The organism is Streptomyces sp. NPDC045021 (genome assembly GCF_056432645.1).
In genome coordinates, this window is the sequence record NZ_JBWKIQ010000006.1 from 375,111 (window position 1) to 396,336 (window position 21,226).

The 21,226-nt window shown below is 72.0% G+C and carries 21 protein-coding genes; 7 read left to right on the plus strand and 14 right to left on the minus strand.

What is annotated here, in order from left to right:
* Positions 1-16: 16 nt before the first annotated feature.
* Positions 17-1,360, minus strand: a complete 1,344-nt coding sequence (locus AC07DC_RS20920; RefSeq protein WP_478915880.1) for an MFS transporter — start codon at positions 1,358-1,360, stop codon at positions 17-19.
* A gap of 62 nt (positions 1,361-1,422) precedes the next feature.
* On the opposite strand from AC07DC_RS20920, the gene AC07DC_RS20925 reads away from it, so the two are divergent.
* Positions 1,423-2,424 (plus strand): LysR family transcriptional regulator, encoded by a 1,002-nt coding sequence (locus tag AC07DC_RS20925; protein WP_478915881.1) that lies wholly within the window; start codon positions 1,423-1,425, stop codon positions 2,422-2,424.
* A gap of 163 nt (positions 2,425-2,587) precedes the next feature.
* Here AC07DC_RS20925 and AC07DC_RS20930 read toward each other — a convergent pair whose 3' ends face one another.
* Positions 2,588-3,364, minus strand: a complete 777-nt coding sequence (locus tag AC07DC_RS20930; RefSeq protein WP_478915882.1) for an alpha/beta hydrolase — start codon at positions 3,362-3,364, stop codon at positions 2,588-2,590.
* Between the two features lie 100 nt (positions 3,365-3,464).
* Between AC07DC_RS20930 and AC07DC_RS20935 the strand changes: the two genes are divergently transcribed.
* From AC07DC_RS20935 to AC07DC_RS20945, 3 genes are all read left to right on the plus strand, one after another.
* Positions 3,465-4,631, plus strand: coding sequence for an adenosine deaminase (locus tag AC07DC_RS20935; protein ID WP_478915883.1), 1,167 nt, complete (start codon positions 3,465-3,467; stop codon positions 4,629-4,631).
* A gap of 104 nt (positions 4,632-4,735) precedes the next feature.
* Entirely contained in the window at positions 4,736-5,089 is a 354-nt protein-coding gene (locus tag AC07DC_RS20940; protein WP_478915884.1) for an ATP-binding protein, read from the plus strand.
* A gap of 137 nt (positions 5,090-5,226) precedes the next feature.
* Complete coding sequence (locus AC07DC_RS20945) at positions 5,227-5,949, plus strand: hypothetical protein (RefSeq protein WP_478915885.1); 723 nt, start codon at positions 5,227-5,229, stop codon at positions 5,947-5,949.
* On the opposite strand, the gene AC07DC_RS20950 is transcribed toward AC07DC_RS20945, so the two are convergent.
* From AC07DC_RS20950 to AC07DC_RS20970, 5 genes are all read right to left on the minus strand, one after another.
* Entirely contained in the window at positions 5,933-6,133 is a 201-nt protein-coding gene (locus AC07DC_RS20950) for a PspC domain-containing protein (protein WP_138352210.1), read from the minus strand. The two genes, AC07DC_RS20945 and AC07DC_RS20950, sit on opposite strands and share 17 nt — an antisense overlap.
* 90 nt (positions 6,134-6,223) lie before the next feature.
* A complete protein-coding gene (locus AC07DC_RS20955; protein ID WP_478915990.1) occupies positions 6,224-6,721 on the minus strand; it encodes a VanZ family protein in 498 nt (165 codons plus the stop codon).
* A 53-nt stretch (positions 6,722-6,774) separates the two neighbouring features.
* Positions 6,775-7,431, minus strand: a complete 657-nt coding sequence (locus AC07DC_RS20960; RefSeq protein ID WP_478915886.1) for a hypothetical protein — start codon at positions 7,429-7,431, stop codon at positions 6,775-6,777.
* A gap of 14 nt (positions 7,432-7,445) precedes the next feature.
* Entirely contained in the window at positions 7,446-8,942 is a 1,497-nt protein-coding gene (locus tag AC07DC_RS20965) for a sensor histidine kinase (RefSeq protein ID WP_478915887.1), read from the minus strand.
* Entirely contained in the window at positions 8,939-9,616 is a 678-nt protein-coding gene (locus tag AC07DC_RS20970; protein ID WP_187144990.1) for a response regulator transcription factor, read from the minus strand. The genes AC07DC_RS20965 and AC07DC_RS20970 overlap by 4 nt, the downstream gene beginning before the upstream one ends.
* A gap of 231 nt (positions 9,617-9,847) precedes the next feature.
* Between AC07DC_RS20970 and AC07DC_RS20975 the strand changes: the two genes are divergently transcribed.
* Entirely contained in the window at positions 9,848-10,621 is a 774-nt protein-coding gene (locus AC07DC_RS20975; protein ID WP_478915888.1) for a SigE family RNA polymerase sigma factor, read from the plus strand.
* Between the two features lie 224 nt (positions 10,622-10,845).
* On the opposite strand, the gene AC07DC_RS20980 is transcribed toward AC07DC_RS20975, so the two are convergent.
* The gene (locus AC07DC_RS20980) at positions 10,846-11,607 is read right to left on the minus strand and encodes a hypothetical protein (protein WP_478915889.1); all 762 of its coding nucleotides are present in this window, start codon (positions 11,605-11,607) and stop codon (positions 10,846-10,848) included.
* Positions 11,608-11,799: 192 nt separating this feature from the next.
* Between AC07DC_RS20980 and AC07DC_RS20985 the strand changes: the two genes are divergently transcribed.
* Positions 11,800-12,192 carry a hypothetical protein gene (locus tag AC07DC_RS20985; RefSeq protein ID WP_478915890.1) on the plus strand — a complete coding sequence of 131 codons (393 nt, stop codon included), beginning with the start codon at positions 11,800-11,802 and terminating at the stop codon, positions 12,190-12,192.
* On the opposite strand, the gene AC07DC_RS20990 is transcribed toward AC07DC_RS20985, so the two are convergent.
* The 4 genes from AC07DC_RS20990 to deoC form a co-directional block, all read right to left on the minus strand.
* Positions 12,145-13,698 carry a hypothetical protein gene (locus AC07DC_RS20990; protein ID WP_478915891.1) on the minus strand — a complete coding sequence of 518 codons (1,554 nt, stop codon included), beginning with the start codon at positions 13,696-13,698 and terminating at the stop codon, positions 12,145-12,147. The genes AC07DC_RS20985 and AC07DC_RS20990 overlap by 48 nt on opposite strands.
* A gap of 208 nt (positions 13,699-13,906) precedes the next feature.
* Entirely contained in the window at positions 13,907-14,803 is an 897-nt protein-coding gene (locus AC07DC_RS20995) for an aldehyde dehydrogenase family protein (RefSeq protein WP_478915892.1), read from the minus strand.
* Positions 14,796-16,226, minus strand: coding sequence for an aldehyde dehydrogenase family protein (locus AC07DC_RS21000; protein ID WP_478915893.1), 1,431 nt, complete (start codon positions 16,224-16,226; stop codon positions 14,796-14,798). The genes AC07DC_RS20995 and AC07DC_RS21000 overlap by 8 nt, the downstream gene beginning before the upstream one ends.
* Before the next feature lie 5 nt (positions 16,227-16,231).
* Positions 16,232-17,224, minus strand: a complete 993-nt coding sequence (deoC, locus tag AC07DC_RS21005) for a deoxyribose-phosphate aldolase (protein WP_478915991.1) — start codon at positions 17,222-17,224, stop codon at positions 16,232-16,234.
* 288 nt (positions 17,225-17,512) lie between these two features.
* Between deoC and AC07DC_RS21010 the strand changes: the two genes are divergently transcribed.
* Positions 17,513-18,154, plus strand: coding sequence for a PH domain-containing protein (locus AC07DC_RS21010; protein ID WP_478915894.1), 642 nt, complete (start codon positions 17,513-17,515; stop codon positions 18,152-18,154).
* 307 nt (positions 18,155-18,461) lie between these two features.
* Here the strand turns inward: AC07DC_RS21010 and AC07DC_RS21015 are convergent, their stop codons facing one another.
* Positions 18,462-20,153: a phospho-sugar mutase gene (locus AC07DC_RS21015; protein WP_478915895.1), complete on the minus strand. Its 1,692-nt coding sequence runs from the start codon at positions 20,151-20,153 to the stop codon at positions 18,462-18,464.
* Between the two features lie 168 nt (positions 20,154-20,321).
* Positions 20,322-21,131, minus strand: coding sequence for a purine-nucleoside phosphorylase (locus AC07DC_RS21020; protein WP_478915896.1), 810 nt, complete (start codon positions 21,129-21,131; stop codon positions 20,322-20,324).
* Positions 21,132-21,226: the final 95 nt, after the last annotated feature.

A 21,226-nucleotide genomic window follows, 5' to 3' on the forward strand; every position in this document is an offset into this window, starting at 1 on the left:
CCGAAATGCTGCCGAGCTATTTGTGAGCCGCCAGGCTCGTAAATAGTCGATTTCGGACCCCTGCACCGGAAGGCCCGGCGCCCGGCCCACCACCGGCCCGAGCATCAAGCGCAGCCCGGCGCGTGGCGTACAGGGTGATCGAGGCGACGCCGACGAGCGCGGCCAGGCTCAGGGCCACCGTCCCCTCCCACCCCGCCGCGTTGAACGCGGAAGCGCCCACCGTGCCGCCCACGCTGTTCCCGATGTAGTACGCCGTCAGGTACAGCGCCGAGGCCTGCGCCCGACCCGTCGTCGCCGTGCGGCTCACCGCGGACGACGCCACGGCGTGGCCGGTGAAGAAGCCGCCGGTGATCAACACGAGGCCGGCCAGAACCAGAACCAGCGACGCCGACAGGCTCAGCAGCAGACCGGCCGCGGCCAGGCTCACCGCGACGTACAGCGCGCCGCGCCGGCCGACGCGGCCGAGCAGGACGCCCGACCCGGCCGACGCGGCCGTCCCGACCAGGTACACGAGGAAGATCAGACCGACCGCGGTCTGGGAGAGCCCGAACGGCTCGGCCATCAGCCGGTAGCCGAGGACGGTGTAGACCGCGCCGAAGACCGCCATGAAGAGCAGGCCGATCGCGTAGAGACGGCGCAGCAGCGGGTTGCCGAGGTGGTCGGTGACGGTGCGCAGCAGGGCCGCCGGGTTGACCGGGCCGGGCTGGAAGTTCCGGGCCGCCGGCACCAGCAGCCGGAACGCGACCGCGCAGGCCAGCGCGACGAGCCCGACGACGAAGAGCGCGGTGCGCCAGCCGAGTGCCTGCGAGACCGCTCCGGAGAACACCCGCGAGCTCATGCCGCCGATGCTGTTGCCCGCCACGTAGAGGCCGATCGCGGAGGCCACGGCCTTGGGGTGGATCTCCTCGGCGAGGTACGCCATGGCGGTCGCGGGGAGCCCGGCCAGTGCCACGCCCTGCACAGCACGCAGCACGACGAGCGTGGTGAGGTCCGGGGCGAACGGGATCACGAGGGCCAGCAGCGCGGCGCTGAAGACAGAGGCGGTCATGACCGCCGTACGGCCGTACTTCTCGCTGAGCGCGCTCACCGGCAGCAGCGCGACGGCGAGCGCGGCGGTGGTGGCGGTGACCGTGAGGCTCGCCTGCGCGGGGGTCAGCGCGAGGTCCGCGGAGATCGCGGGGAGCAGCGCCTGCGTGGAGTACAGGAGCGCGAACGTCGCCAGACCGGCGGCGAAGAGCGCGAAGTTGGCGCGGCGGTAGCCGGGGCTGCCGGGGCTGAGCTTGGCGGTGGTGTCGGGGGACGGCGGAGCAGAGGCGCCCGCGCGCGGTGCGGCGGACGCCTCCGTATCGGCGGGAGGCATGCCATGAATCTAGGTCCGCAGGTTTTATGCGTCCAATGCACAAACAGTGCAGAATCAATCCCATGGCGCATGAAGCGAGGTCAGCGGTACCGGTGTCACCGTCCCGCAACGGAAAAGACACTTCCGTGACAAGCCGGCCGCAGGCCGCCGATCTGGACAGCGAGTCCTGGGCGGCGGTGCTGGCGCCGCGCCTCGCCCAGTTCGCCGCCGTGGCGCGGCACGAGCACGTGACCCGCGCCGCGCAGCAACTCGGCATGCCGCAGTCGACGTTGAGCCGCGCGATGGTCCGGCTGGAACAGGATCTGGGGGTCGCGCTCTTCGCCCGCCGGGGCCGCAACGTCCAGCTGACCCGGGCGGGTCACACGTTCCTGGCGTCGGCCGAGCGGGCGCTCGGCGAGGTCGAGCGGTCCGCCGAGGCGGTGCGGGTGGACGCAGACCCGCACACCGGCAAGGTCGCGTTCGGCTTTCTGCACACGCTCGGGTCCGAGACCGTCCCGTCGCTGCTGCGCGGCTTCCGCGCGGACTATCCGCGCGTGCAGTTCCAGCTCGTGCAGAACTACGCGGAGGCGATGCTGGAGCGGCTGCGCGCCGGCGAGCTGGACCTGTGCCTGACGTCGCCGCCGCCCGACGCGCCGGACCTGGTCGTACGGCGGCTCGACGAGCAGCGGCTGCGGCTGGTGGTCCCCGCCGATCACCGGCTGGCGACGCGGAAACGGGTCCGGCTGGACGAGGCCGCGGGCGATCTGTTCGTCGCCCTCGAACCGGGGTATGGACTGCGGCGGATCACCGACGACCTGTGCGCCGAGGCGGGCTTCGTGCCGCGGCTGGCCTTCGAGGGCGAGGAGGCGGAGACGTTGCGGGGGCTGGTGGCGGCGGGGCTGGGGGTGGCGCTGCTGCCGCCGCCGGCGGTGCCGCGGCCGGGGGTGGTGGAGTTGACGGTGTCGGCGCCGCGCGCGGTGCGGTACATCGGGGTGGCGTGGTTGGACGGGCATCCGGATACGGCGCCGGTGGCGGCGTTCAAGAAGTTCTTGCTGTCGCGGCGGGGTCAGCTGCTGCCGCGGTAGGTGGTGCGGTCGGGGGCCGGGCCCTCCGGGGCGGGGCTTCGAAATCGACTGTTTAGGGCCTAGCGGCCCACAAATAGCTCGGCAGCATTTCGAAACCCCACCCCTGCGGACCCGGCCCCCTCACGTCACGACCCCCCGTGCCCCCGGGCCCGACGCCAGGGCGTCAGGCCCGGAGTGACTGGCCGAAGCCGGAGGCGAGTGGCATTCGTAGGCCCAGCGGCGGCGGAGCCGCCAGTGCGTCGGCTACGGGGCGGGCGTAGGGGCGGCCGAGGAGGGAGCCCAGGGCGAAGTCGGTGGTGAGGGCGGAGATTTCGGCGCGGTGTTGGTGGAGGGTGTGGCCGTCGGTGTGGACCTCGAAGCGGCAGACGTCGCGGTTGACCTTCTTGGCGCGTTCCGCGAGGAGGTAGGAGAGCTCGGGGTCGGTGGCGTAGTCGTCGGTGCCGTGGGCTATGAGGACATGGCGGCCGATGAGCTGCTTCACCGGATCGGGTTCTCCGCCGGGCGGCAGCCAAGGGGAGAGCGCCACAACGGAGTTGACGGCGGGGTGGCCCGCGGCGTGCAGGGCCGCGCGGGCGCCCATGTCCATGCCGACGAGGCATACCGGTACATCGCCGTAGCGCCGGACGATCTCGCCGACGGCCCATTCGGCGTCCGCGGCCGGATGGGCGTTGCCGCCGTTCCAGCCGCGGTAGCGGTAGTGGACGACATGGGCGGCGAGACCGCCCTCGCGGCCTTCGCGCACCAGATGGCGCGCGAGCGGCCACATGAGGGCGGCGGCCAGTGGGGAGCGGCGGCGGGTGCTGGTGGCGTCGCCGCCGGGAAGGACAAGGACGACGGCGCGGACCGTCTCTCCGGTCTCGCGCCGCGGGGCGGGAACGAGTCCCGGCGCGACCGGCCGGCCGAGCCGGGCACCTCGCGCCGTTAATGCTTGCGAAGCCATGGCCCAACGATGGCAGACACAAGGGTGTGCGCTACATGTCGGTGCGGAAAATTATCTGTCCCGGGAGGTGATCTACGCGCGTAGGCGGTATCGTTCGTGGATGCAGAGCCAGAAAACGAGCACCCCGACCCCGGACCAGATCCGTCGCGCGCCCAAGGTGCTCCTCCACGACCACCTCGACGGCGGGCTGCGTCCCGGCACGATCGTCGAGCTCGCCCGCGAAATCGGCTACGCCGGTCTGCCCGAGTCCGATCCGGACAAGCTCGGCACCTGGTTCCGCGAGGCCGCCGACTCCGGCTCCCTGGAGCGGTACCTGGAGACGTTCGCCCACACCTGCGCGGTCATGCAGACCCGCGAGGCGCTGGTGCGGGTCGCCGCCGAGTGTGCCGAGGACCTCGCGGCCGACGGTGTCGTGTACGCGGAGATCCGCTACGCCCCCGAACAGCACCTCGAAGCCGGACTGACCCTCGAAGAGGTCGTCGAAGCGGTCAACGAGGGCTTCCGCGAGGGCGAGCGGCGGGCGCGCGAGGACGGCAACCGTATCCGCGTCGGCGCCCTGCTGACCGCGATGCGGCACGCGGCCCGCTCGCTGGAGATCGCCGAACTCGCCAACCGCTACCGGGACCTGGGCGTCGTCGGCTTCGACATCGCGGGCGCCGAGGCGGGCTTCCCGCCCACCCGGCACCTGGATGCCTTCGAGTACCTCAAGCGGGAGAACAACCACTTCACGATCCACGCCGGCGAGGCCTTCGGGTTGCCGTCGATCTGGCAGGCGCTCCAGTGGTGTGGTGCCGACCGGCTCGGCCACGGCGTCCGTATCATCGACGACATCCAGGTGGCCGAGGACGGCACGGTCAAGCTGGGCCCGCTCGCCAGCTACGTCCGTGACAAGCGGATCCCGCTGGAGATGTGCCCGACGTCCAACCTGCAGACGGCCGCGGCCGTCTCGTACGCCGAGCACCCCATCGGGCTGCTGCGCCGGCTGCACTTCCGGGTCACGGTGAACACCGACAACCGGCTGATGAGTGGCACGAGCATGAGCCGCGAATTCGACCACCTGGTCGAGGCGTTCGAGTACTCCCTCGATGACCTGCAGTGGTTTACGGTCAATGCGATGAAATCAGCATTCATCCCTTTCGATGAACGTCTCGCGATGATCAATGACGTAATCAAGCCCGGATACGCCGAGCTGAAGGCGGAGTGGCTGTTCCAGCAGGCCGCCGCCACACCGGCGCTGGCCAGCGGTTCTGCCACGCCGCAGGCCTGATCGGGAAACCTTCGGGCGTGGCCGTGACCCCCGGGTTACGGCCACGCCCGTACATGTTTTCCCCGCTTGCACCCTTCGTGAGGTCATGACTACGTTCCGGAGCCATGACGACCCGAACCATGAAGACCCTTGGTGCCGCCGCTCTCGGCGTCGCCTTCGCCGCCGCTGCCGCTGGCTCCGCCTCGGCCGCCGCTCCCGCTCTCCCCGCCCTCGACGCCCTGGGCACGGTGGGCTCGCTGGCCGGCCAGCTGCCGACGGGCCAGGTCACCAACACCCTGCCCGGTCTCAGCACGGCCACCGACTCCACCAAGACGGTGCTCACCGGAAGCGGCTCCACGCTGCCGGAGGCCCAGAAGGACCCGGTCGCCGGTCTCCTCGGCGGCCTGCCGGTCGGGAAGTCCCTGCCGACCGGCCCGGTCTCCAGCAACGCGCTGCCCGGCGGCCTGCTCGGCGGCTGATCCTCCGCGCACCCGCACCACCCGCGGTGTTCCACCGCGGACCGACCAGCGATCGCCTCGCCCAGCGTGGCGCGACGACGGGCCGTACCCTGCCTTCCCGGCGGGGTACGGCCCTTTGCTCTTGCTACGCTCCGCGCGTGCACATTCCCCAGAGGATCGCCGGGTTGGCGCTGCTCGCGCCCCTGTTGCTGGTCGCGGCCTGCAGTGGATCGTCCGGCGGCGACACGGCCGGCGCCTCCACCGGGCCCGGCGCCACCACGCCGGCGGCGCTGCCCGCGCGCACCGCGCTGGAGCGGAAGGCGCTCGTACCGGGGGACGTACCGGGCTTCACGGTGACCGCGGGCGACGCGGCCGGCTCCGGCGCCGACGCGACGGCGGCCGACAAGCGCGCGTGCCAGCCGCTCGCCGATCTGCTCTCCGGCCGTCCGCCGGCCGGCGCCAAGGAGACCGTCCCCAGGACGCTCGCCCCCGCCGGCCAGAAGATGCCGGGCGCGGGCGTCACCGTCACGCTCTCCGCCTACGGCGGTGGGGGAGCGCAGAAGGCGATCACGACCCTGCGGACCGCGGTTCGCACGTGCTCCGCGGGGTTCAAGCCGGTCATCGGCGGTGTCACCGGGGTACCCGTGGCGGTCGCCACGCGGCCCGCGCTCAAGCTGGGCGACGACGATCTGCGGTTCGCCCTCGGCTTCGCGGCGGGCGGCAGCGGCGCGCGGCAGGACTTCGTCGTGATCCGTACCGGCTCGACCGTCAGCATCTTCCGGGCGGCGGACGTCACCCTGGCGAAGAGCTACGACGTGCCATCGGCCGTCGTGACCGCGCAGTTGAAGAAGCTGGGCGCGTCGGTCACCAAGCGGCGGTAGCGGACTTCTCCGCCGGGAGCATCACCCACAGGGCGATGTAGAGCAGGAACTGCGGGCCGGGAAGCAGGCACGACAGCAGGAAGATCACCCGCATCGTCGTGGCGGAGGTGCCGAACCGGTTGGCCAGCGCGGCGCACACGCCGCCGATCATGCGGCCGTTGGTGGGGCGGGCGAGGGCGCTCATCTCGTACTCCTGTCGGGAGGTCGGCGGCCGGCTGATTCCGGCGTTCCGATGACTCCACGCTACGAGCACATACCCAGGCAGATCATCGCTCTACGGGGCGATCCCGACCCTGGGAGTCGTCGGGGACGACCCCTGAGAGCGGGCCGGGGGTCCGGGTCGGGTCAGGGCGCCGAACCCGCGGCGGCGCAGCCGCCGCCGGGCCGCGGGGACGACCGCCAGGTAGGTCAGGGCGACGCCCGCCGTGTTCAGCAGCAGGGCGTCGATGTCGAAGATCTGGCCCGGCACCACCGTCTGCAGGAACTCGACGGACAGCGACACCATCAGTCCGGCGAAGACCGTACGGGCGAAGGACCCGACCCCGGAGGTGCGGATCCGGCCGCCCGTCATCGGCAGCAGGACACCGAGCGGGGCGAGCAGCAGCAGCCCCGCGAGGAGCCGCCGGGCGGCCTCGAACGGCTCCATGGCCAGGTCGGCGTGGATGGTGCCGAACGGGCGCAGGTTCGGCGCCGACACCCAGGGAACGTAGTGCGGCCGGAGCATCAGCCATCCGACGAAGGACAGATGCACGGCGGTGAGCATCAGGCCCATCGCGCGTGCCTTCAGAATCGGGGCTTCAGGCTGCACGAGAGGAATGACGCCATTCACTTGACGGCGGTTCCCGCGGTGTCCGCCGCATCCGGCCTGGTGCGCAGCGCGGAGGTGCAGCTGTAGCGCTTGACCTGGTCCTCCGGACCCGGGCCGCCGAGGAGCACCGAGTGGTCCGCCGAGCTCACACCGGGCGCGGCCGCGAAGGTGCACACGATCTGGGCGAGCGCGAAGGACGGCAGTTCGTCCAGTGGCAGGCTCAGCCGCAGCGACTCCCTGGGATCACCCGGCGACGGGCCGGTGATGTCCAGATTGCCGGGCACTTCGGTGGTGAACCCGGCCTCCGTCTCCCTGCTGGACGGACGGCGCTGCAATTGGCCGAGGAGCTCGTGAGCACCGGCCAGCCGGCTCGTCGGAGCGGGCCGCGAGCCGGTGATGTCGGGGGTGGTGACGGTACGCGTGACCTGCGCGGCCAGCGCGCTGCACACCAGGTACACCTTCACGACGGTCGCGCCGGGGGTCTCCGGCGGGACGGTCGCCTGTGGCACGGCGCACGACACCCGGGTCGGCGCGGGGCCGGCGTCCACCGGCACGGTGGTCGTCCGGATGCCGCAGCCGCAGGTGGCGGCCGTGACGAGGGCCGCGAGCAGCGCGACGGTACGGAACGTACGGCCCCGCGAGGAGCGGGCGCCGTTTCTCAGAAGGGATGCCACGGTCGTCAGGGTCGTCACGGTCGGCCGTCCTCGTCGCCCTCGGGCAGTGCCTCGGCGGGCCGTACCGGCAGGTACAGGGTGAAGACGGCTCCGCCGCCCGGCGCGTTCGCGGCAGTGATGTCGCCGTCGTGGATGTGCGCGTTCTCCATCGCGATCGACAGGCCGAGCCCGCTGCCCTCCGAACGGGCGCGTGAGGCGTCCGCCTTGTAGAAACGGTCGAAGACGTGCGGCAGCACGTCCTCGGGGATGCCGGGGCCGTTGTCCGCGACCTCGACGACCAGTTGGTCGTCGGCGGTCCGCACCGAGACCCGGACCGGGGAGCCGCCGTGCTTGAGCGCGTTCCCGATCAGGTTCGCCATGATCACATCGAGCCGGCGCGGGTCGAGGCGTACGAAGATGCCGCGCGGCGCGTCCAGTTCGACGGAGTCCAGCCATGCCCGTGCGTCCATGCACGCGGTCACCATGTCGGCCACGTCGACCTCGTCGAGCAGCAGCCGGGCGGTGCCCGCGTCGAAGCGGGTGACCTCCATCAGGTTCTCCACCAGCTCGTTGAGCCGCCGGGTCTCGCTGACGACCAGGCGCACGGCGGGCGCGATCATCGGGTCGAGGGAGTCGGCCTCGTCCTCCAGCACCTCGGTCACGGCGGTGATCGCGGTGAGCGGGGTCCGCAGCTCGTGCGACATGTCGGCGACGAAGCGGCGGCTGGCGGCCTCCCGCGCGCTCAGCTCATCCACCCGCGTCTCCAGGGCCTCCGCCGCCTTGTTGAACGTCCGGGAGAGCTCCGCCAGCTCGTCCGTGCCCGACACCTTCAGCCGGGTGCCGAGCTGCCCCTCGCCGAGCTGCCGCGCCGCGTCGCCGAGCCGCTGCACGGGCCGCAGCACCGTCGAGGCGGCGGCCTGCGCCAGCAGCGCGGAGCCGATCAGCGCGAGAAGGGTGGCGATCCCCAGTGACCAGGCGAGGGAGTTGAGGTCCTTGCGCTCGGCGTCCAGCGACTTGAGCATGTAGCCGGTCGGACCGTCGTCCATGATCTTCGCGCCGGCCACCAGGTACGGCGTGCCGTGCAGCGAGATCCGCAGCCAGTGCAGGTGGTACTTGTTGTCCTGTTGCTTGTGCCGGGTGTTCACCGCTTCCTGCAGCGCCCTCGGCACGTCGTCCAGGGTGAAGAGGTCCCGGCTGGACGGTGCCGCGCACGGCCCGTTGTCCGGGGTCCTGTCGATCAGCAGCACCGCGTAACTGCCGGGGCCGCCCATCTCGTCGGCGGCGTTCTTCAGCCCCTCGCACGGCGGGTTGACCGGCAGCGAGGCCGCGTTGCGCTGCAGCGAGTCGCGGAAGTCGTTCAGCGCGGAGTTCTGGGCGCGGGTCAGCACCGCGTCACGGTTCAACCAGTACGCGATCCCGGAGGCCGACACGGCGGCCGTCAGCGCCACCAGGGCGAAGACCGCGACCAGCCGCAGCCGCAGGCTGGTCCAGCGCAGCAGGCCGGAAGCCCAGCCGAAGAACCGGTCCGTCACTGCGGCGTGTCCAGGCGGTACCCGACACCGCGGACCGTACGGATGAGGGTCGGTGACGACGGAACGTCCTCGATCTTCGCGCGCAGCCGCTGCACGCAGGCGTCGACCAGCCGCGAGTCACCGAGGTAGTCGTGCTCCCACACCAGCCGCAGCAACTGCTGCCGGGACAGGGCCTGACCGGGGCGGCGGCTCAGCTCCAGCAGCAGCCGCAGCTCCGTCGGCGTCAGCTGCAGATCCTCGCCGTCCTTCGTCACCGTCATCGCCGAACGGTCGATCACGATGGAGCCGAAGGCCGCGGAATCCGTGCTGTCCCGCTCACCGCGGCGCAGCACGGCGCGGATCCGGGCGTCGAGCACCCGGGGCTGGACGGGCTTGATGACGTAGTCGTCGGCCCCCGACTCCAGCCCCACCACGACGTCGATGTCGTCGCTGCGGGCGGTCAGCAGGATGATCGGCAACTGGTCGGTGCGCCTGATCCGACGGCACACCTCGAAACCGTCGATGCCCGGCAGCATCACATCCAGCACGATCAGGTCGGGGCGCTGCTCCTTGAGCAGCTTCAGGCCGTCCTCGCCCGTCGCCGCGGCAACCACACGGTGGCCCTGGCGGGACAGGCCGAGTTCGAGGCCGGTACGGATGGCGTCGTCATCCTCGATAAGCAACAGGAAAGGCACGCCGGTCATTGTGACCTACCGGAAGCCCATGTATCGAGCACGGGGGGATCTCACCTCACCGATCGCCCTCCGGCTCACTCTGCGTGTACCGGAAGTCTCTGTGACGGGCCTGTGACACTCGGCGGACAGCGCCATGAAACTGGCCCGGCAGTCTTATGGACCTAAGGCAGGCATCCACACGGAGACCGACGCCGAATATCACCAAGACGGTTCCACCGACGGGGGCGCGACATGAACGCACTGCACAGCACCACCACCACCGCAGTCCTTCAGCCGCGCCAGCACACCGCCGGCCGGAACGACGCGAAGTCCGGTGCCGCGAGCGGACGGGGGTGCGCACGCGGCACCGGACGACAGACGGCACAGAGCACCGGCCAGGTGACCCGCAACCGGCCGCCGTACATGACGGCGATCGAGGGCGGCGCCGGCGCCACGGCCACCACGGCCACCGCCACGATTCCGGTACCGCGGCACGACAGCCTGGCGGAGGCGGAGTTCACCGCCTACGTCAAGGAGCGCCGCGCCTCCCTCTACGCCACCGCCTACCACCTGACCGGTGACCGTTACGAGGCCGAGGACCTGCTGCAGAGCGCGCTGTTCTCCACGTACCGCGCCTGGGACCGGATCAGCGACAAGGCGGCCGTCGGCGGCTACCTGCGCCGCACCATGACCAACCTGCACATCAGCGCCTGGCGCCGCCGCAAGCTCAACGAGTACCCGACCGAGGAACTGCCGGAGACGGTCGGCGAGTCGGACGCGATGGGCGGCACCGAGCTGCGCGCCGTGCTGTGGCAGGCGCTGGCCAAGGTTCCCGAGACCCAGCGCACCATGCTGGTGCTCCGCTACTACGAGGGCCGGACCGACCCGGAGATCGCCGACATCCTCGGCATCAGCGTGGGCACGGTCAAGAGCAGCATCTGGCGCTCGCTGCGCCGGATGCGCGAGGACGAGGCGTTGAGCTTCGGCCGCGACGAGGAGGAGTCGTTCGGCGAGCTGGTCGCCTGACGATTCGGACCGTCCACAGAACGCCGGTCGGGGGACCGGTGGGGGGAACGGGGTACGGGGGAAACCGGGGGGAACGGGGGAAAACCGGGGGGGTACGGGGGAAAAGCCGCGGTCGGGGGAGCGCGGCGGGTGCGGGGCTGGGCAGTCCGGGGGGACTGCGTGGCCCCGCACCTGTGTGTGCGGGTGCGGGGGTCGGGCCCTCCGGTGCAGGGGTCCGAAATCGACTATTTACGGTCCCCCAACCTTCGGCCGGGGGTGCCCCCAGCGGCCACAAATGGCTCGGCAGCATTTCGAACCCCTACACCTGCGGTCCCGTCCCCCTCACGTCCGATCCAGCGTGCGGAGGGGAGCGCCTCCGGTAGAAGGTCGGCGGACAGCGGCAGCGCGGCGATTCGGCGCAGTGCCTCGTCCTGGTCGCACGGGTACGCGCCCAGCGCCGTCTGCCGGGCCACGATCGCGCGCTCGCCGCGCATCAGCCGCCAGCCCCTGCGCAGCAGGACCGTCACCGACTTGCGGCCCTCCGCCAGATCGCGCCGGAACCGCCGCCAGGCCGTGACGGCCGGACGGCCGCGCAGGCACAGGGTGTCCGCCAGCAGGCCCAGTTCGCGGCACTGGTCGGTGATGTCGGCCGCGAAGATCCCCTCGGCGACGAAGACGGGGGAGCCGGCCAGCTCGACGTGGATCTCGCCGGTGATGGAGCTCGACGCGATGTCGTACTGGGGTACCGAGGCGCTCCCGGTCGCGCACAGCGCGCCGATCGCGGCCACCGCCGCGCCCGCGTCCCAGGACAGTGCCGAGTCCCAGTCCGTTCCGGCGCCGTGCGGCAGCTGGGGGAGGGTCGGGTCGTCGCTCTCCTTGTAGAAGTCGTCGAGGTGCAGAACCGGCAGTCCGGTGCGGGCGGCCAGGGACGACTTGCCGGACCCGGAGGGGCCGGTCAGCAGGATCACGCGTGCGGCGGGGAGGGCGGCGCGGGGAGAGGAACTCACGAGACACCAGTGTGCGGCATTGCGCCGACCGGGTGACCCCCCGGTCGACGGTTTGGACGCTGCGTGTCCGTCCAACTACCTTGTGTAGTCGAATGGGGATTCTCCGTCGTCCCGCGTCGTGAAGAGCCCCCGAGGTGCTTCCCGGCACCGTGCTCCGCCCGATCGCCGTACTTCTATGCCAAGCAGGTGGCCATGCCGAACCACGCCCGTCCGAAAGTGAATCCCCTGCTGCGTGCCGCGGCCGGTGTCACCGTCGCCGCGGCGGCGGTCGCCCTCGCGGCGAGCGGCTCGGCCTCGGCAAGCTCGGAGCCCGCCCTCACCGACGCGAGCCTCGGTTCCGACTCGGCCGTCGGCTCCGCGCTGGGCTCCGACTCTGCCCTGGGTTACGCGCTGGGCCCGATCAAGCACCTGACGATCAACCCGCTGGCCAAGACCGGGGTGGACCCGCTGGACAACGTGGTCACCCCGCAGGTGGCGGACTTCCGGCCGGTGTCGACGGGCGCGGTGACCGGACCTCTCTCCCAGGGCGACTCGCTGTCAGAGCTGCCGCTCGTGGGCCAGGTGTCCGGGCTCCTGCCCGGCTGACGAAGCCCCCGCCTGCGCCGCGGCTCTCGCCCTCGGCACGGCCGCGGCCGGGGTCGCGACACCGACCGAGACCGTCGCGACGGCCACTTCCGCATGCCGGCCGTCGGCGTCGTCGGCGCACAGGCAGCTGGTGTCGGCGGCCTTCGCCACGTACAGCAGGGCGTGGCGCACCTCTTGGGGGTCGCCGGACCGGACCGCACGCAGCAGGGTGCGGACGACGCGGGTGGCGGTCACGGCGCGGTGCACGACGCGCGCGGCGGCCCCCAGGGCGGTGAGCGCCGCCAGGACGATCCAGCCGGTGGCGCCGCTGTCGTGGGTCCACAGGTCGCGGAGGAGCACCAGGGTCAGGCCGAGGAGGGTCAGCCCGCCGAACGAGACGCCGTCACGGACGGCCAGTTTCCGCAGAACGGAAACCCGCCACCAAGGCGAGTCGTGGAAGTCCGGCGGCAGATGGAGGCGGCGGGCCAGCATCCGGTCGAGGGGCCGCGCCAGGGACAGCACCGGATCGGTGGGCGCCCGGGTGGGCTGCTCGGGCGTCGTGACGGCGGCCGGGACGGCCTCGGAGGGCCGCCAGTGGCGGCGCCACCGCAGCTGGGAGAGGCCGGTGCCCAGCGCGCTCACCAGCAGCTCGGCCGCGCAGAGCGCGCCGAGGATCGGCAGGCTGTCGGTGTCGAAGGCGTTGCCGCGCAGCGGCCGGGGCAGGGCGATCACGTCAAGGGCGTCACCGCGCCGGTAGTGCCCGTCGTCGGCGCGGATGCAGTCGACCTCGGCGGCCCTGCGGGAGCCGTCCCAGGGGTCGGCCCAGCCGACGCCGCAGTAGTCGTCGCCGGTGTTCGACGTGACATGGGCGGTCACCTGCCGGCCGAAGACGGCGATCGAGGCCACCGGTACGGCGCCGAGCAGCGCCAGGACGGCCAGGACGGCGCACCAGACGGGCAGACGGGCCGGCAGGCGGTGCGGGGCAGGCCGTCCCGTGGGGTGCGCCTGGAGGGCAGCCCGCAGGGCGCGGCTGTCCCCCCGGGCCGTCTCGATCCGCAGGGTGCCGCCCGACGGCGTCCGGTGGACGAGCGCGGTCCGCACGATCCGCCGGCCCGAGCCGGGGGCGGAGCCGGCGCGGGCGTACAGGGTGCGCTCGAAGGTGCCGCCGGGGGGCAGTTCCAGTACCGGTCCTTCGGACGACAGGAAGTACAGCGGTCCGCCGGGCAACGCCACCAGCTCACCGCGCTCGGACGTGCTGGGCGGGGCGGAGGGGGTGGAGGGGGCGGAGGTCTGCGTCAGCGGTGCGTCGGGGTACGGGGATGGGTGCGGGGACGCGTACAGGGGCTTGTGCGGGGACGCGTGCGGGGGCTCGTCGACGCGCAGCCGGCTGCGGATCCGTATCGGCCGGCCCATGGCGGCCGCGCGGGCTTTGCGGCGCCCGAGCCACACCGGGACGGACGGCACCAGGAAGCACAGGAACGCGCTGAAGGCGACGTAGGGAAGAACCCCGGTGAAGCCGTCCCACACAGGGATCCTCCGACGGTGGCGCACTGACGCGGGGAGTCACGGCGGCGCGATGAACGGGTACGTAGAGCGCAACACCCCCCGCGGGTCAAGCCTGCCCCGCGAGGGGTGTCGGTGGACGGAGACCTTGCTCACACGTGTGCGAGCCGCCGCCCGGAGGCCTTCAGCGGGCCTGTCGCAGGCCGGTCGGAAGCCGCCCGGTCGAGACCGGTCACACGCCGATCGGGTGCCAGACGGTCTTGGTCTCCAGGAACGCCTTGAGGCGGTCGAGGCCGGGGTCGCCGGACCAGTCGCCGTCCTTCGCGCCGCGGGGGCGCAGGACGCGCTTCATGTTGTCGGCCGCCGCGATCTGCAGCTCCTTCGCCAGGTCGGCGTCGGCGCCCGTCAGATCGATCGCGTTGACGTCCTGGTGGGAGGCGAGCGACGGAGTGATCTCCGCCGTCCGCCCGGACAGGATGTTGACGACGCCACCGGGCAGGTCCGAGGTGGCGAGCACCTCGCCCAGCGCCAGCGCGGGCAGCGGAGACTTCTCGCTCGCCACGAGGATCACCGTGTTGCCGGTGGCGATCGCGGGGGCGATCACCGAGACGAGGCCGAGGAACGACGACGCCTGGGGGGCGAGGACGACCACGACGCCGGTCGGCTCGGGGGTGGAGAGGTTGAAGAACGGCCCGGCGACCGGGTTCGCGGAGCCGACGATCTGGCCGATCTTGTCGGTCCAGCCCGCGTACCAGATCCAGCGGTCGACGGCCGCGTCCACCTGCGCCGCGGCCTTGGCCTTGGAGATGCCCTCGGCGGCGGCGACCTCCGCGGTGAACTGCTCGCGGCGCCCGTCCAGCATCTCGGCGACGCGGTAGAGCACCTGGCCGCGGTTGTACGCGGTCGCGCCCGACCAGCCGCCGAACGCCTTGCGGGCGGCGACGACCGCGTCACGCGCGTCCTTGCGGGACGACAGCGGCGCGTTGGCGAGCCATTCGCCCTTGGAGTCGGTCACCTCGTACACCCGCCCGCTCTCGCTGCGGGGGAACTTGCCCCCCACGTAAAGCTTGTACGTCTTGAAAACGCTGAGCCGCTCGGACTTTTCAGATTTCTCGGACTTCTCAGACATCGAGGTACGCCTCCAGGCCGTGACGGCCGCCTTCGCGGCCGAAGCCCGATTCCTTGTAGCCGCCGAAGGGCGAGGTCGGGTCGAACTTGTTGAACGTGTTGGCCCAGACGACGCCCGCGCGGAGCTGGTTCGCCATCCACAGGATGCGCGAGCCCTTCTCCGTCCAGATGCCGGCCGACAGGCCGTACTGCGTGTTGTTGGCCTTCTCGACGGCCTCGGCCGGGGTGCGGAACGTCAGCACGGACAGCACCGGGCCGAAGATCTCCTCGCGGGCGATCCGGTGCGCCTGGGTGACGTTCGTGAAGAGCGTCGGGCGGAACCAGAAGCCGGCGGACGGCAGCTCGCAGGCCGGGGCCCAGCGATCGGCGCCCTCGGCCTCGCCGGCCTCGGTGAGCTCGGTGATGCGGGCCAGCTGCTCGGCGGAGTTGATGGCGCCGATGTCGGTGTTCTTGTCCAGCGGGTCGCCGACGCGCAGGGTCTGCATGCGGCGCTTGAGCGCGTCCAGCACCTCGTCGGCCACGGATTCCTGGACCAGGAGGCGGGAGCCGGCGCAGCAGACGTGCCCCTGGTTGAAGAAGATGCCGTTGACGATGCCCTCGACGGCCTGGTCGATCGGCGCGTCGTCGAAGACGATGTTGGCGGCCTTGCCGCCCAGCTCCAGCGTGACCTTCTTGTCGGTGCCCGCGATGGAGCGGGCGATGGCCTTGCCGACCTCGGTGGAGCCGGTGAAGGCGACCTTGTTGACGTCCGGGTGCTCGACGAGCGCCGCGCCGGTGGCGCCGTCGCCCGTGATGATGTTGACGACGCCCTTGGGCAGCCCGGCCTGGCGGCAGATGTCCGCGAAGAACAGGGCGCTCAGCGGGGTCGTCTCGGCGGGCTTGAGCACCACCGTGTTGCCCGCGGCGAGCGCCGGGGCGATCTTCCACGCGAGCATCAGCAGCGGGAAGTTCCACGGGATGACCTGGCCGGCCACGCCCAGCGGGCGCGGGTCGGCGCCGTAGCCGGCGTGGCCGAGCTTGTCGGCCCAGCCCGCGTAGTAGAAGAAGTGCGCGGCGACCAGCGGCAGGTCGGTGTCGCGGGTCTCGCGGATCGGCTTGCCGTTGTCCAGCGACTCCAGCACGGCCAGCTCGCGGGAGCGCTCCTGCACGATGCGGGCGATCCGGAACAGGTACTTGGCGCGCTCGGCGCCCGGCAGTGCGGACCACTTCTCGAACGCCTTGCGGGCGGCCTTCACCGCCCGGTCCACGTCCTCGGCCCCGGCCTGCGCGACCTCGGAGAGGACCTCCTCGGAGGAGGGCGAGACGGTCTTGAAGACCTTGCCGTCGGCGGCCTCGGAGAACTGGCCGTCGATGAAGAGCCCGTACGACGGCGCGATGTCGACGACCGCGCGGGACTCGGGTGCGGGTGCGTATTCAAATGCCATGTCGGTCAGTCCACCGTCACGTAGTCGGGACCGGAGTAACGCCCGGTGCTGAGCTTCTGGCGCTGCATCAACAGATCGTTGAGCAGGCTGGACGCACCGAACCTGAACCAGTGCGGGGACAGCCACTCCTCGCCGAGCGTCTCGTTGACCATCACCAGGTACTTGATGGCGTCCTTCGTGGTGCGGATGCCGCCGGCCGGCTTCACTCCCACTTGTACACCCACCGCGTCGCGGAAGTCGCGGACGGCCTCCAGCATCAGGAGCGTGTTCGGCGGGGTCGCGTTGACCGCGACCTTGCCCGTCGAGGTCTTGATGAAGTCGGCGCCCGCGAGCATCGCGAGCCAGGAGCAGCGGCGGATGTTGTCGTAGGTCGACAGCTCGCCGTTCTCGAAGATCACCTTGAGGTGGGCGGCACTGCCGTCCGGCCTCCGGCAGGCGGTCTTTACGGCACGGATCTCCTCGAAGACCTGCATGTAGCGGCCGGAGAGAAAGGCGCCACGGTCGATGACCATGTCGATCTCGTCCGCGCCCGCGGCCACCGCGTCCGCGGTGTCGGCGAGCTTCACCGGCAGCGCGGTACGGCCGGCGGGGAAGGCGGTGGCGACGGAAGCGACATTGATGCCGGATCCGTGCAGCGCCTCCTTGGCGGTCTTCACCATGTCCGGATAGACGCAGATCGCGGCGACCTTCGGGGCCGTGCGGTCACTGGGATCCGGATGGATGCCCTTGGCGCACAGTGCCCGGACCTTGCCGGGAGTGTCCGCGCCTTCGAGCGTGGTCAGATCGATCATGGAGATCGCCAGGTCGATGGCGTAGGACTTCGCCGTCGTCTTGATCGAACGAGTGCCGAGCGTGGCGGCGCGGGCTTCGAGGCCGACGGCATCGACACCGGGCAGTCCGTGGAGGAAGCGGCGGAGTGCGGTGTCCGAGGCGGTCACGTCCGCCATCGTCGCCAGCCGGGCCGCGGCTTCTGGGCCGAAAGCGGGAACAGTGGGCATGGTCACCACATGAGCATATCTACGCGCGTAGCGACCTGTCACCACCACCCCCGGGATTCGTTCGCCACACCCGGCCTCGCGCGACCGGGTGTGCGGCGGGTCTGCCGCCGGCCTGCCGCCGGGTCGCGCGGGGGTACGGGGCCCGCGCCGCAAGGCCACGGAGGGGCCGGTCGGTCTTTTTCGCCCCTCCACCGCTGATTCCTTCGATTTCCTTCGATCCCTGCCGATGCCGTACCGCAACCTGTGCGCGACCGGGAGTGCGGCACCCGTCAGGCAGAATCGGGCCCTATGACGAGTTCCGACAATCCCACGCCGGCCCCGCAGCCCGACCGGCCGAAGTACGACGACCGCTCCTACCGGTCGATGGCCGGCATCGTCACCGGCGTGCTGCTGATCGCGCTCTCCCTGTGGCTGGGCGGCGACGCGGTCCTCAACGGCTCGGGACGCACCCCCTGGCTGACGCTCGCCGGACTCCTGGCGGCGCTGCCCCTGATGGCGGCCTTCACGATCCGGCCCGTCGTCTACGCGGGGGAGGAGCGGATGCGCATCCGCAACCCGTTCCGGACGATCACCGTGCCGTGGTCGGCGGTGGAGCACCTGCGGGCCGGCTACTCGACCGAGGTCCTCGCGGGCGGTCGCCGCTTCCAGCTCTGGGCCATCCCGGTGTCGCTGCGCGCCCGCAAGCGCGTCGCCCGCCAGACCGCCCGCGCGGCGACCGCGACCGCCCGGCAGTCCAGCGCCCTGGGGGCCACCGACGTCCCGACCCGCGCCTGGTCCGACCAGGCCGTCGACGAACTGCGCGAACTCGCCGAGACCAACGCCACCAAGCCCAGCGCCCAGGGCGAGGTCAGCGTCCGCTGGGCCTACGAGGTGATCGCCCCGATCGCCACCGGCACCATCGTCCTGGCCGTCCTCCTCGCCATCGGCTGACGGCCCGGCCGGTCCGGCCGGCCGGGAGGCCTGTACGCCGCGGATTCACATGGCGCGCAAAGCGGCCACGCCGGTCACCGCGACCGGCGGTGCCTGTGCTCCGGCACCAGGTCGGCGTCGACCCGCAGCACACCGGGCGGCGTGCGGCCGGGTCCGCCCCGGCCGCGGTCGGCCGGGGCGGGGCGCGCCCGGCGTCATCGTCGAGCATGGTCCGGCGGACGCCGTGTTCAGCGGCCCCAGGGCCCCGCATCTCACCCGACTACGTCAACGCGCACCACCGACGGCGTCAACGGCCGCTTCGGCCGGGTCAGATGCCCGCTGCTGCCGCCAGGTCCTTCTTGATGGCGGCGAGCACCGTGTCCGTGGTGGTGCGGGCGTCGGTGAGGGTGGTTTTGGCCGTGACGGGGACGACGACCTCCAGATAGCACTTGATCTTGGGCTCGGTGCCGCTCGGGCGGACGATCACCCGGGCGGACTCGACGCCCGAGGCCGTGTCGCCGGCCAGCGTGTAGCGCAGGCCGTCGGTGGGCGGGAGCTGCTCGCTGCCCTCGGCGAGGTCCTCGGCCGAGGCCACCGTGAGGCCCGCCAGGACCGTCGGGGGCTTCTCGCGCAGCCGCGCCATGGCGTCCGCGATGAGGGAGAGGTCGGCGACGCGCGCCGAGAGCTGGTCGGTGGCGTGCAGGCCGTGTTCGAGGGCCAGGTCGTCGAGGAGGTCGTCGAGGGTGCGGCCGTCCTCCTTGAGGGACGCGGCCAGCTCGGCGATGAGCAGGGCGGCGGTGATGCCGTCCTTGTCGCGGACGCCGCCGGGGTCGACGCAGTAGCCGAGCGCCTCCTCGTAGCCGTAGCGCAGGCCCTCGACGCGGGCGATCCACTTGAAGCCGGTGAGGGTGTCCTCGTAGGGCAGCCCGGCCGCGGCGGCGATCTTCGAGAGCAGCGAGGACGACACGATGGAGGCGGCGAACGTGCCGCTCGCGTGCTTGTGCACCAGGTGGAATGCGAGCAGTGCGCCGACCTCGTCGCCGCGCAGCATGCGCCAGCCGGACGCCGAGGAGCGGTCCGGGACGGCGACGGCGCAGCGGTCCGCGTCCGGGTCGTTGGCGATGATGATGTCCGGGCCGAGCGACTGCGCGGCCTTGAAGGACAGGTCCATGGCCCCGGGCTCCTCCGGGTTGGGGAATGCCACGGTCGGGAAGTCCGGGTCGGGCTCCGCCTGCTCGGCGACGGGGGTCGGCGCCGGGAAGCCGGCGCGTGCGAAGGCCGCCATCAGGACCTCGCGGCCCACGCCGTGCAGCGGCGTGTAGACCACGGACACGTCGCGCGGCCCGCCCGGCGCCACGACACCGGTCGCCCGCGTCAGGTACGCGTCGATGACGTCGTCGCCGAGGACCTCCCAGCCGTCGGCGGCGAGGGGCACGTCGGCGAGCGCACCGACCGCCTCGATCTGGTCGGCGATCTCCGCGTCGGCGGGCGGCACGATCTGCGAGCCGTCGCCGAGGTAGACCTTGTAGCCGTTGTCCTGCGGCGGATTGTGGCTCGCGGTCACCATGACACCGGCCACCGAGCCGAGGTGCCTTATGGCGAAGGCGAGGACGGGCGTGGGCAGCGGCCGGGGCAGCAACGCCGCCCGCAGGCCCGCGCCGGTCATCACGGCCGCCGTGTCACGCGCGAAGTCGTAGGACTTGTGCCGGGCGTCGTAGCCGATGACGACCAGGCCACCGGTCTGCCCCTGCGCCTTCAGATAGCCCGCGAGGCCCGCGGCCGCCCGGATCACCACCGAACGGTTCATCCGCATCGGGCCGGCCCCGACCTCGCCGCGCAGCCCCGCGGTGCCGAACTGGAGCGTCCCGGAGAACCGCTCCGCCAGCCCGGCCGCAGCCGCCTCGTCGCCGGCCTCCACCGTCGCCAGGAGCGTCTCCAGCTCCGCCCGGGTGTCCGGGTCCGGGTCCTCGCCGAGCCAGGTACGCGCGGCGTGCGTGAGCTGAATCCTGTCGGTTCCCATAAGAGCTCCTGATCGGGGAGAGGTGCGTACGGATGGTGCCGCGCCGAGGGTGCCCGCGAGCGCTCCGGGACGGAGTCCGGGAGGCGCCGCCGGGCAGGCCTGTGCTTCAAGCCTGCCCGGCGGCCGCGGGCATCGACCCGTTCGGGCCGGTAAGAGCTGGACGCGGTCCTACAGTCGGCCGAGGACCTGGCCCAGCAGGCTGCCCATCCGCGTGGCGGACTCGCGGCCGGCTTCGAGGACCTCTTCGTGGTTGAGCGGCGCGCCGGTCATGCCCGCCGCCAGGTTGGTGACGAGGGAGATGCCGAGCACCTCGGCGCCGGCCTCGCGGGCGGCGATGGCCTCCAGCGTCGTGGACATGCCGACGAGGTCACCGCCGATGGCGCGGACCATGCCGATCTCCGCCGGGGTCTCGTAGTGCGGGCCGGGCAGCTGGACGTAGACGCCCTCCTCCAGGGTGGCGTCCACCTCCTTGCACAGCGCGCGCAGCCGCGGGGAGTACAGGTCGGTGAGGTCCACGAAGTTGGCGCCCACGATCGGCGAGGTCGCCGTCATGTTGATGTGGTCGCTGATCAGGACCGGCTGGCCGGGGCGGAAGTGCGGGCGCAGCCCGCCGCAGCCGTTGGTGAGGACGACGGTCTTGCAGCCCGCGGCGACGGCGGTGCGGACACCGTGCACGACGGTGGCGACACCGCGGCCCTCGTAGAGGTGGTTGCGGCCGAGGAAGACCAGGGCGCGGACGCCGCCGATCGTGACCGAGCGGACCTTGCCCGAGTGGCCGGCCACGGCGGGGGGCGGGAAGCCGGGGAGCTCGGTGATCGGGAATTCGGCATCGGCGGTGCCGAGCTGGTCGGCGGCGGGGACCCAGCCCGAGCCCATGACGAGGGCGACGTCATGGGTCTGGGCGCCGGTCAGCTCGCGCAGGCGGGCGGCGGCGGCATCGGCGGCGCCGTACGGGTCGGGGTTAACAGAAGCGTTCACGCGCACGAGGGTATCCGGTTCCGGCCTACGCGCGTAGACGTCCCAGCGGAGCGTCCCCAGGATTTCGGATGATCCGCTGATTGACGCACCTGCGG